11 protein-coding genes are annotated in these 11,079 nt (G+C 70.8%); 5 read left to right on the plus strand and 6 right to left on the minus strand.

Annotated elements, in window-relative coordinates; genetic code table 11:
- Window positions 1–11: 11 nt before the first annotated feature.
- A complete protein-coding gene (locus ACQPWW_RS21600) occupies window positions 12–809 on the plus strand; it encodes an alpha/beta fold hydrolase (protein WP_433125060.1) in 798 nt (265 codons plus the stop codon).
- A 117-nt stretch (window positions 810–926) separates the two neighbouring features.
- Window positions 927–2,207, plus strand: coding sequence for an MFS transporter (locus tag ACQPWW_RS21605; RefSeq protein WP_433125061.1), 1,281 nt, complete (start codon window positions 927–929; stop codon window positions 2,205–2,207).
- 130 nt (window positions 2,208–2,337) lie between these two features.
- Here ACQPWW_RS21605 and ACQPWW_RS21610 read toward each other — a convergent pair whose 3' ends face one another.
- Window positions 2,338–3,057 carry an alpha/beta fold hydrolase gene (locus ACQPWW_RS21610; RefSeq protein WP_433125062.1) on the minus strand — a complete coding sequence of 240 codons (720 nt, stop codon included), beginning with the start codon at window positions 3,055–3,057 and terminating at the stop codon, window positions 2,338–2,340.
- Between the two features lie 244 nt (window positions 3,058–3,301).
- Between ACQPWW_RS21610 and ACQPWW_RS21615 the strand changes: the two genes are divergently transcribed.
- Both ACQPWW_RS21615 and ACQPWW_RS21620 read left to right on the plus strand, forming a co-directional pair.
- Window positions 3,302–3,694: a hypothetical protein gene (locus ACQPWW_RS21615; protein WP_433125064.1), complete on the plus strand. Its 393-nt coding sequence runs from the start codon at window positions 3,302–3,304 to the stop codon at window positions 3,692–3,694.
- Window positions 3,695–3,809: 115 nt separating this feature from the next.
- The gene (locus ACQPWW_RS21620) at window positions 3,810–4,331 is read left to right on the plus strand and encodes a monooxygenase family protein (RefSeq protein ID WP_433125065.1); all 522 of its coding nucleotides are present in this window, start codon (window positions 3,810–3,812) and stop codon (window positions 4,329–4,331) included.
- 43 nt (window positions 4,332–4,374) lie between these two features.
- Here the strand turns inward: ACQPWW_RS21620 and ACQPWW_RS21625 are convergent, their stop codons facing one another.
- The 5 genes from ACQPWW_RS21625 to ACQPWW_RS21645 all read right to left on the minus strand — a co-directional run bounded on the left by ACQPWW_RS21625 (window position 4,375) and on the right by ACQPWW_RS21645 (window position 9,975).
- Window positions 4,375–6,495: a B12-binding domain-containing radical SAM protein gene (locus ACQPWW_RS21625; protein ID WP_433125067.1), complete on the minus strand. Its 2,121-nt coding sequence runs from the start codon at window positions 6,493–6,495 to the stop codon at window positions 4,375–4,377.
- Window positions 6,496–6,505: 10 nt separating this feature from the next.
- The gene (locus ACQPWW_RS21630; RefSeq protein ID WP_433125068.1) at window positions 6,506–7,903 is read right to left on the minus strand and encodes a TfuA-like protein; all 1,398 of its coding nucleotides are present in this window, start codon (window positions 7,901–7,903) and stop codon (window positions 6,506–6,508) included.
- Window positions 7,896–9,062, minus strand: a complete 1,167-nt coding sequence (locus tag ACQPWW_RS21635; protein ID WP_433125070.1) for a YcaO-like family protein — start codon at window positions 9,060–9,062, stop codon at window positions 7,896–7,898. Before ACQPWW_RS21635 ends, ACQPWW_RS21630 begins: the two co-directional genes overlap by 8 nt.
- Before the next feature lie 27 nt (window positions 9,063–9,089).
- Entirely contained in the window at window positions 9,090–9,464 is a 375-nt protein-coding gene (locus ACQPWW_RS21640) for a hypothetical protein (RefSeq protein WP_433125071.1), read from the minus strand.
- 148 nt (window positions 9,465–9,612) lie between these two features.
- The gene (locus tag ACQPWW_RS21645) at window positions 9,613–9,975 is read right to left on the minus strand and encodes a hypothetical protein (protein ID WP_433125072.1); all 363 of its coding nucleotides are present in this window, start codon (window positions 9,973–9,975) and stop codon (window positions 9,613–9,615) included.
- A 323-nt stretch (window positions 9,976–10,298) separates the two neighbouring features.
- On the opposite strand from ACQPWW_RS21645, the gene ACQPWW_RS21650 reads away from it, so the two are divergent.
- Window positions 10,299–11,078 (plus strand): MerR family transcriptional regulator, encoded by a 780-nt coding sequence (locus tag ACQPWW_RS21650; protein WP_433125073.1) that lies wholly within the window; start codon window positions 10,299–10,301, stop codon window positions 11,076–11,078.
- Window position 11,079: the final 1 nt, after the last annotated feature.

An 11,079-nucleotide genomic window follows, 5' to 3' on the forward strand; every position in this document is an offset into this window, starting at 1 on the left:
AGGTCAACCCAATGACGACAAGCCGTCGAACGTTGCTTGCCGGTTCCGTCGCGGCCGCCACCGGCGCTGTGCTCGGGGCACCCGCCGCGCAGGCCCACCCCCGGCCCGGTAACCAGCCCAGGCCCACCGTCGTCCTCGTCCACGGGGCCTTCGCCGACGCCTCCGGCTGGAACGACGTCGCCACCCGGCTCATCCGCGACGGCTACCCGGTCATCGCTCCGGCGAACCCGCTGCGCGGCGTGGCCACCGACTCGGCATACCTGGCCAGCATCCTCGCCACCCTGAGCGGTCCGATCGTCCTCGCCGCGCACTCCTACGGCGGGATCGTCACCACGAACGCCGCGACCGGCAACCCGAACGTGAAGGCACTGGTCTACGTGGCCGCGTTCGCGCCCGATCAGCACGAGTCGTTGCTGGGTCTGCAGACGATGTACCCGGGCAGCAGGCTCACCGAGGCGGCGCTGGACTTCCGGCCGTACGGCACGGACCTCGTCGACGGCTACATCAAGCGGCAGTTCTTCCGGGAGGTGTTCGCGGGTGACGTGCCGAAGGCGACCACCGAGCTGATGTGGGCCGGGCAGCGGCCGGCCGACACCCGCACCCTCGGGGAGCCGTCCGGGGTGCCGGCGTGGAAGACCATTCCGTCCTGGTATCTCGTCGCCCGCAACGACCAGGTGCTGCCCGCCGCGGCCCAGCGGTTCATGGCGCAGCGGGCCGGCGCGCAGGTTCGCGAGGTCGCCGCGTCGCACGTCGCGATGATCTCGCAGCCCGCCGTCACGGCGGACATCATCAAGCGCGCCGCGCGCTGACGACGCGTTCCGCCGGCAGCGATGTTCGAACGGTTGGGGTGGACGCGCGGCCCCGTCCGATAGTGGCCCACCCCAGCCCAGCCGCCAGTTGGCCGACAGTTCACGAAGGACGACACGATGCACCAGCAGGCGTATGAAGGTCAGTGCGCGGTCGCCGAGGAGATGCGACGCGCGTCGACGGCGGCACCGATCCGATATCCGAAGCTGACACTGCTCGCGTTGGCGCTGGGCACCTTCGCGATCGGCACCGGCGAGTTCGGCAGCAACGGCATCATCCAGCTCTTCTCCTCCGATCTGGACGTCTCCATCCCGGTCGCCACCTACGCGATCACCGCGTACGCCTTCAGTGTGGTGATCGGTTCCCCGGCGATCATCCTGCTCGCGGCCCGAGCCAACCGGCGCACTCTGCTGCTCGGCCTGATCGCGCTGTTCCTGGTCGGCAACGGGCTCTCCGCCCTGGCGCCGAACATCGCGCTACTCGTCCTCTTCCGCTTCGTCGCCGGCAGTGTGCAGGGTGCGTTTTTCGGCGCGGGAGCCGTCGTCGCCGCCTACGTGTACGGGCCGGGCAAGGGCGGCAAGGCGTTCGCCACAGTGATGGGCGGCCTCACCGTCGCCACCATCGCCGGCTCCCCGCTGGGCACCTTCATCGGTCAGAGCGCGGGCTGGCGAGTCATGTACTGGACGGTGGTCGCCGTCGGCCTGCTCGCCGGCGCCGCCCTGGTCGCCTGGCTACCGCGCACCGACGAGCTGCGCGGCACCTCGATCGCGAACGAGCTGAGAGCGCTGCGTCGGCTGAACGTCTGGCTGATGGTCGCCGTCGCCGCGCTCGGCATCTCCAGCATCTTCGCCGTCTACACGTTCATCGGCCCGTTCGTCACCGACGCGGCGCGGCGGGACGCCTCGCTCATCCCGGTGGCGCTCGCCGTCTTCGGTCTCGGCATGGCGGTCGGCAACTACCTCGGTGGCCGGGTCGCCGACCGGCACGAGAATCGCGGGCTGTTCTGGGGCTACGGCGGGGTTCTGGTCCTTCTCGTGCTGATCGGCGTGGCCGGCAGCGACCTGGCGGTTCTGCTGCCGTGCCTGTTCGGCGTCGGCGCGACAATGATGTACGCGATCCCCACCATCCAGGTACGGCTGACCAGCTTCGCGCCCGACGCCCCGACCCTGATGGGCGCCCTCAACCTGGCCGCCCTCAACCTGGCCAACTCTCTCGGTGCGATCGGCGGCGCGGTCACCCTCGACGCCGGCTGGGGAACCCTGTCCACCGTCTGGGCCGGTTTCGTCCTCACCGCCGCCGGCCTGCTCCTGTACGTCGTGATCGTCGCCCGGCGCGGGTCAGCACCGGTCCGCCCGGACGAGCCGGCTCGACCGCAGCCTCGACAGAGGATCCAAGCGTGACCCGGAGATCCTCGTGAACGACGGTGTGGCCCGACGGGCCTGGCCGACAGGTGACGGGTCCCCCGTGGGCCGGCCTGGAGCAGCCTTCGAGAGGCTGTCCCAGACCGGCCCACCGGCGGGCTGGCGACGATCAACGTGCGGTCTCGTGGGCCGCCTGTTCGATGAGGGCCACCGCGGTCTCCGGGTGTGAGACGAACACCAGGTGCGAGGCGTCGTCGACCACCCGCACCGTGGCCCCGGCCCGCTCGGCCATGAACTCCTGCGTCTCCGGCGGAATGATCATGTCGGCGCCGCTGATCAGGGTGAAGGCCGGAATCGTGCTCCAGGCCTGCGGCCCGGCGGCAGGCTCGCCGAACGCCGCCGCTGCGGCCGGGCGCTGCGCGATGGCGTACACCGCCGCGTCCTCGGCGGACACGTCGGCGGCGAACCGGGAATGGTAGACCGCCGGATCGATGTACAGGTCGACCTGCCCATCCGTCAGCGGCACCGCCTTCAGCGACTCGTTCACCGTGCTGCCCGGGAACTTGGCGACCAGCTCCCCGACCGCCTCACCGGTGTCGGGAACGAACGCCGCCAGGTAGACAAGCGCCCGCACCTGGTCGCTGCCGGCGGCGGCCGCGGAGATGACCGCCCCGCCGTAGGAGTGGCCGACCAGCACGACCGGCCCCTCGACGCTGTTCAGCAGCGCCTTGACCACGGCCGCGTCAACGGCGATGCCGCGCAACGGATTCGGCGCGGCGATGACCGGATAGCCGCCGGCCCGGAGCCGCCGGATGACCGCGTCGAAGCCGCTGCTGTCGGCGAACGCGCCGTGTACGAGAACGATTGTTGGCTTGTTGTCCAGATCCACCGTCGCGTCCCTCTTCTCTGGTCCTTCGTGCTGACCGTTCCGACGGTAGAGACCGGGGGTGGACAGGGACTGAACGCGCGGAACATGGCCCGGCCGGGCCGCCAACTGACCGTCAAGTCGGTCGATGGGTGCCGGTGCGGGTCGGAGGGCGGCGGCTCGCACACGCACCAACAGCGTTTGAATGGCCGGGGCCAACGCGTAGCCTTTCCTCAATATCCACTCGGTCTGAGGAAGGGCTTGATGGGTGATGCCTCCCCCTGCGGCGGCCGCCGCGGCGGACGTCACCTGGGCGCTACGGGCCGCCGAGAAGGCGATAGACGCTGACCCGGACTTCTCCTTCACGTTCTCCGGCAGCTATCCGCGGCTGGCGAGGCACTGGGCAGTGGCGATGTCCGGCGGTGACCCGGTCACCGCGGCCGTCGAGGTGGAGCGAGTCATCGAGGCGTACGGCGAACGGTATGCCGAGGGACTGGTTCTCCTCATTCGCGCGCAGGCACTGCGAGCCGGCGGCGACCTCGGCTCCGCCGCGCGTGTCGCCCGGCGAGCGCGGGTCCTCTCGCAGGAGCGCGGGGCTCACCTCTTCGCGACGCGCGCCGACGGCCTGCTCGCCGCACTACCCGGCGGCGCCGACGCCTGACCGATCGAGCAGGAGCGGGGAAGCCCGCGGCGGCATCCAGTCGGCGTCAAGTGCCCGTTCAGTGCCGTCGCCTAGCGTCGGTCTCGTCGAGCTTCACAACCGAGGAGAGCCTTCGATGCCTACCCGCGTCAATCGGCAGACTGTCGACCTGTCGTCGTATCCGGACCTCGTGGTCGTCTATCTGGGCATGCGCGTCAACCGGCTCTACGGCTTGCGGACGCTGATGGGCTACGGCCCGCAGATCGGCCGGTCCACGACCGCCGAGCCGGAGGGCCTGATCCACAGCGAATCCCTGCTCTGGTCGCTGTTCCCCATGCACGTCGGCATCCGCCAGTACTGGCGCGACCTGCCCGCCCTGCTGTCCTGGGCACGCTCCGAACCGCACCGAATCTGGTGGCGCAACTTCCTGCGCGACAGCGGCGGCACCGGTTTCTGGCACGAGACCTACCTGTTGCGGGGAGGGATGGAGGCGGTCTACGACGACATCCCGAAGCAGCGGGGCTTCGCCGCGTTCGCACCAGTGCATCCGGCACGTGGAGCCATGTTCGGTTCGGCCGCGCGGGTCGGGCGTCCCGAGGACAACATCGCACCGGTCGTCGCCGAAGAGGAGCTTTACACCAGCGAGTCCGGCCACTGAAGCGCGCGGGGCCCTCAGGAGGTGGCGACGCGGCCCACCGGCCCTACTGATCGGCCGGGAGCCGGTGCCGGCGGATCAACCGCTGCCCGATGAAGGTCCGCCAGACCCGGTCGGCGACTGTCGGTTCGACGATCCAGAGCCGGCGCTGCGCCTCGGCGAGGGTGAGCGGCGCGCTGAAGAGATCCAGGAACAGCCGGGTGCTGCGGTTGAGCGCGAACACCTGACCGTCGACCCGGCGGAACAGGTGCCGGTCCGCCGGCAGGTCGCCGGGGACGCCGTCCTGCTCGTCGGAGCGGATCCGTCGGTACGCCTCCCAGACCTGCTCGTCGTCGCGGTCCACGAAGGAGCCGTTCGCGAGGAACTCGGTCTGGTCGTCGGTGTCGTGGCGGACCCGGTCGTGGGCGAGGACGCCACGCACCGCGGTGCCGTACCGGTCGTGGTAGAAGAACGTGTGCGGGGTGTCCGTGGCGCCCAGCCACGGACGGTGGAAATGCCCGGGGTTCAGGCCGGTCTTGGCCTGGGCGACCTCGGCCTGCGCCGCCTCGGTGACCGGCTCGTCGTACTTGAGCATCCGGACGATGTCCGACCCTTCCACAGGTCGCACATTGGTGATGCCGAACCGGTCCGGCTCCTTGGCGACGATGGCGCCCGGGGTCAGCATGAAGTCGCCGAGCCCGCCGAGCGTCCACAGGTCCGGGTTGTCCCGCAGGAAGTTGACGCTGTCCAGCGCCTCCTCGCGGGTCTCGGTGGGGAAACCGGTGAAGCCCATCATCTGTACGCCGATGTTGGCCTTGGTCATCGCGGTCATCGTGCGCCGGGCCTGCTCCGGCTTCGTGCCCTTGTCGATCAGGTCGAGGATGCGCTGGTTACCGGACTCGAACCCGACCGAGATGGCCACGCAGCCGCTGCGCCGCAGCAGCTCGCAGCGCTCGTCCGACCAGTACTTCTCCAACCGGATCTCGGCGCCCCAGCGGAAGTCCAGCCCGCGCTCGACGACCCGCTCGGCGAAGCGCAGGATGGTCGCCGGAGCGAGCACGTCGACCGAGAAGTAGATGAACTTGGCGAACTTCGACAACTCGGTGACGTCCGCGACCATCTTGTCCACAGTGTTTTGCCGCCAGGGGCTGGTGGGACCGTCGGTGTTCAGGCCGTAGTCGCAGAACGTGCACTTGTTCCAGTAGCAGCCTCGGGTCGGCGAGTAGTAGACGAACCGCTCCGGGCTGAGATAGAGGTCCCAGGGCAGGCCGGAGAAGTCCGGCACCGGCACCTGCGCCAGGCGTTCGTAGCGCAGGGGCAGCTGACGCTGACGGCCGTACTTCGGGTGCAGCCGGACGTTGGGATGCCCGGCCGGCAGGGTGCCGGTCTGCACCGCGTCCAGGATCTCCGTGTACGCGCTCTCCCCCTCCCCGACCACTATCGCGTCGAAGTCGGCAAGCACCTGGAAGACGTACTCGGGTTTGCTGGCGCACTTCCAGACGTCGGAGATCTCCGTGCCACCCGAGATGAGGAAGACGTCCGGGCAGGCCCGCCGGACGAGCCGGGCGATCCAGAGCGCGAACGGGAGCTGCCACTGGTAGGTGACGCTGATGCCGATCACCTGGTGCCCGCCCGCGACCAGTCGCGGGATCAGCACGTCCTCGTAGTACGGCAGGAAGGGCCGGTTGAGCCGGGCGAGCACCGCCTCGTCGGTCAGCGCGGCCACCGAGCCGATCGAGACCATCGGCGGCGGGTGCAGCCGGAAGCCGGCGTGGAACTGCCCGGGGAACCCGACGGTGCCCAGCGCGTCCATCCAGGAGATCACGCCCTCGACGGCGTCCTGGTAGTGCCGGTAGTCGTAGAACAGGGTCGGATCCTGCAACACCCCGACGGACCGGCGCAGCCGCTCCGGATCGGGGTCGGGCAGGCCGAGCTGATTGGCTCGGGCCATCAGCGCGTCCGGGCCGCTGAGGTCCTCGATGGAAACCCGGGACAGCTCCCGCCGCAGCCAGTCGTACGCCGACGGGGTGTACGAGTGGTGGAACGCCTCGATGTTGGCGTCGATGATCTCCGCCGGCCGGTGTCCCTGCGCCCGGGCGTACGAGTCGAGGTAGTTCAGGGAGTGGTACCCCGAGGTGGGATCGGTCAGCGGGGGGTAGATCAGTGCCGCCTTGACGGTGCCGCTCATCGACTCCTCCTCAGCCGACCCGGGCCGCTGAACCGGCCAGGGTTTCCTCCTGCGCGCACGTGGCCACCGCTGGCAGTCGCGGGGCACCGAACGCCTTGACGTACGCGACAAGCGGTTCGGCGGCGTACCGGAACGCCGCCAGGTCGACGAAGCCCCGGTCCCACGCCTCCGCTTCCAGCCCGTCGACGGCACAGCCCCACAGCCTCGCGAAGCACGCGTCGACGACCTCGGTGCGGAAGTGCAGCCGACCACCCGGGCGGCGGTGCCCCGTCGTACGCGGGACGAGCGTCTCGTTCAGCGACGCCGCGGTCGCCGCCACCTGCCGCGCCGCCGCGAGCATCGCGGGGGTGCGCAGCGGCGCCGCGACCATCCACAGCGCCAGGCTGCGGTACGGCGTGGTGCCGAACGCCCGCACCAACACCCGCAGCACCGCCTCGGGATCGCCGAGATGCTGTTCCCGGTCGGTCAGCCAGTCCCACCCGGTCGGCAGCGCGGTGGTCAACCCTCGCCGGCGGGCCACCTCACGGGCGCGCTGCTCGACCATCGGGTCGGCGATGTCGACCTCGGCCAGCCCGGCCAGCACTCCCCGCCGGTGCCAGGTCGCCGACTCGGGGTGCAGCAGCATCAGCACCGCGGCGGTCTCCCGGTCGCTGACCCAGTGCCCGCCGACCGACTCGCCGGCGAACCGCGACCGCCAGCTGTCCAGGAAGCGGGTGTGCAGGTTGTCGATCGGCTGGTCGCCGGCGTGCGCCGGGCACAGCTCGGGGGCGTTGTCGGCCGCCATCGACAGCAGCAGCCGGGCGTCGGCGCCCTTGGCGTCGGAGGGGTCCCGCCGGTGCCAGGTCAGGAACCGGTCCACGACGGCCGCCGCCTCGGGGGGCGCGGCGCGCTCCAACGCCCGGTACGACCGTCGCCGGAAGGGCAGCTCCCGGCCGATGTCGAGCAGCAGCGCCGCCTCGGCGTCGCTGAGCACGCCGGCCGTGACGGCGCGGCGCAGCGCGACCCGGATGTTCACAAGCGGGACGCTCAACGCGCGGTGGCCTTCCTCGGCGGGACCGTGCACGACCGCCACCTCGTCGTCGCCGGTGACGACCCCGTCGCGGTAGAGCTGGAACACCTCGCCCACGCCCCGCATCCCGAACGGCCACAGCTCGGCGGCGCGCAGCGCGCCCATGCTGGCGGCGCCGGCCACTGTCACGCCGCGGTCGAGCAGGTGGAGGATCTCCCGGTGGCGGACCGGCGGGTGTTGCAGGAAGAACCCGTCGATGATGAGGACCCGGTCGCCGGGGCCGACGTCCAGGCGGAGCAGGTCGCCGTGCGCGACGGGCGGCAGCACCACCGCGTCGGGCAGCAGCCGATCGACAGCGTCGGCCGGCAGGCTCGGACCGATGAAGACGACGTCAGTCACGGGGCACTCCTGGTCGGATACTCAGGGCCCGCTCGTCGAACATCCGCAGGCCGGGGGCGAACACCTTGCTCACCGGAATGCCGATGTCGTCGTGCGTCAGGTCGACGCTGAACGGCTCGACGCCGGTGACCCGCTGCACCCGCGACGCCAGCTCCCGCAGCACCTGGGTCACGTCCCCCACCGGTGGCGAGTCCCGACGGACCGGCCGGACGGGCCGGTCGACGGTGGGTGGCGGCACCGGCGGTGCGCCGACGTCGTGGTACGCGGTGGCGTCGATGTCGTCGCGCGCTCCGGAGACCATGACCAGCCGCGACTGCGCCGCCTCCGCCATGGCCCGACCGACGGCGATCTCCGGGTCCACGTGGCAGCCGAATCCGCCGAAGGTGACAGGCAGGTCCGGGGACCAGATCGAGGCGGCGTAGCAGGGCACGTCGACCGCGTTGGTGATGTCGCAGACCTCCACCCAGCAACCGGCCCGCAGCAGGGCCTCGTGCACGGTGCGGGTCATCGCGTTGGTGGCGGTGCCCGGGTCGGCGTAGGTGCGCTCGGCCAACGGCGAGGTGCAGTACGGGGCGATGCAGTCGCGTTCGACGACTTCCAGCAGGGCGTGCAGGCTGGCCTCGGCGAAGGTGTTCCCGGTGGCCAGCCCGTTGCTGCTGGGGGTGAACAGGGCCCGGTCCCAGCCCCGCCGGACGGTGAAGTCGAGTTCGATGGTGGCGCGGGGCACCAGGCAACGCGCACCGGTCACCAGCCCGGTGCCGGCCACCCAGTCGAGCGCGACGGCGGGGGTCAGGGGTGACCGTTCCGCCAGGTGCAGCCACCGGACGTCGTAGGGCAGGTCGAGCGCCTCGGCCGGGGACCGGACGACGGTCCCCGGCCGGAGGTTCTCGGCATGCCAGGACTCGATGCTCTCCATGACCGCGCTGACCCGGGCCTGCGTCGCCGTGGCGCCGGTGCCGACGCTCACCGCCATTGTGGCTCCGACCGGCCGGTAGGCGACGTGCACCGGCAGGCCGATCTCGTCGAGCCGGGTGATGTCGGCGACCCGGGTGATCCGGAACCGGTCGAGCAGGCCCCCGATCCGTGCCCAGGTCTGCTCCACGGTGGCCGTCCGGTAGGTGCCGGATCGGAAGGCGATGCTCTCGGTCGTGTCAGTCATCGAGGCTCCCGGAGGGGGGTGGGGAACTCAGAGGATGAGGACGGCGATGATGTTGACGTTGTTGTCGGCGACCGGGGCGACGCCGCCGGCGACGGTCTCCAACTCGGCCTCGGTCAGCTCGTTGAGGTCGACGAGCGGCACCTCGGGCACGTGCAGCACGTGCAGGCCGGGCGTGCCGGCCCAGTCGGCGACGATCTGGTCCTTGGTGTAGAGCGTGGCGGGCTGGGCGCGGTCGACCTCGACCCGGGAGCCGGCGGCGACCGGTAGGCCGGCCGCCGTCGCGTAGCCGGTCGGGTCGGCGAGGAGGCGCTGCAGTTCGTCGTCGCTGCGCCATACCGCGGTGACCAGTTCCGAGTACTTGGTCACGAACCTCGCGCCATATTCCTGGTCGTCGTTGCTCATCGTTCGGTCCTTTCCTCGGGATCGCTGCGGTGCGGGCGGTTGATCGGTGTGGCGAGAACGCTACGAAGATCGAGCTTCGACAATCAACGATTTCGGCTGACTGCCATCAGAATCTGCCGCGCCGACCGGTGGGCGGCAGACATCGGTGTCAGGTGCAGCAGCACGGGCAGCAGCAGGCGCAGCTGGGGTCCAGACCGGCGACGACGCTGTCCAGTTCGTCCTCGGCCAGCTCCGCCTGGGCCACCGGTAGCAGCGACGGCACGAAGAGCACGAAGATGCCGGTGGTCCCCGCCTGCTGCCACGACTCGACCTGCACCTCCAGGTCCGGATCGGCCTCGGCCACGTCCCGGACCACCCGGACCTGCACATCCTCGGCGAGTTGCAGCCCGTAGCCGGCGAGGAAACCCCGCGGGTCCCGATCGAGCGCCTGCTCCTTGATCGGGTCGGCCCAGACGTCGGCGACCAGCCGGCTGTACGCGGCCACGAAGACCGCTCGATCGACAGGTGTCACACCCTGCTCCCTTCGATGGTGACCGCCTGCGGCGGCGACGGGCAGCGCGGGAGGTTCCGGGCCGCCGGTTTCGCCTCATCGTGGGTCACCGGTGTATCCGGTCCGCCCACCGCGCGGGGATTTCATCGAATGTGGCCGCGAAAAGGTCGCGCTGCGGCGAAAGCCGGGTAATTCAGAATCAGCGACTTGCGGCGGGCGAACAATTCTAATGAGTGGCACCACTGTGGACAAGTAGTAATTCCTCGCCTGTCATCCGCCCGGTGCCCGCACCTACGCTGCGATCGGCGGACCGCCCAGGAGTGACAGCGGTTCGACGGGGTGTCGTGTTCCGTCACCGAGTGCTGCCGGAGGCCACCGTGACCATCGACGAGGTGACGACGACGCCCGGCGGCCCGGCCGGGTACAGCGTGGAGGAACTCGCCCGCAAGGTCGGGATGTCGCCGCGCAACATCCGAGCCCACCAGGCCCGGCGGCTGCTGCCCCCGCCGGTACGGCGCGGTCGGGCCGCGCTCTACGACGACTCCCACGTCCGCCGGCTGGACGCGATCCTCGCCCTGCAGCGGCAGGGCTTCAACCTGGTGTCCATCGAGGCGATGCTGGGAGTCCGGGCCAGCGACGAGGCGCCCGACGGGCTGACCGCGATGCTGCAACGCCTGACCGCCGACCGTCCCGCGCTGGCCCACGCGCTGACCCGGCACGGGGTGATCGGCCGGACCACCGACGGCACCGTCCGCACCGTCCGGCCACGCCCACTGCGCGCCGCCCTGGACCTGCACCGGGTACGCGTGGGCACGGTGCCGGCCCTGCAGACCCTCAGCGAGGTGCTGGACAGCCTCCGCCCGGTGGCCGACGAGCTGGTCGCCGCCGTCACCGCCCGACTGCTGACCCTCGCTCCGGAGCTGGTCCGCGGCAGCGCCCGGTCGTCCTGGGCCGATCTCGACCGGGAGACCCTGCTGTTGACCCAGGGCGTGGTCAACGTGCTCACCGAGGCGTTCCGGCTCGCCGTGGAGAACCAGTCGGAGGCGCACGTCGCCGAGCTGCTGGAAAACCACCTCGACGCGGACGTGTGCCTGGAGGACAGCACGGTCATCGACAACGGCTGAC

The sequence above is a fragment of the Micromonospora sp. CA-240977 genome (assembly GCF_050942285.1).
Lineage (GTDB): Bacteria > Actinomycetota > Actinomycetes > Mycobacteriales > Micromonosporaceae > Micromonospora.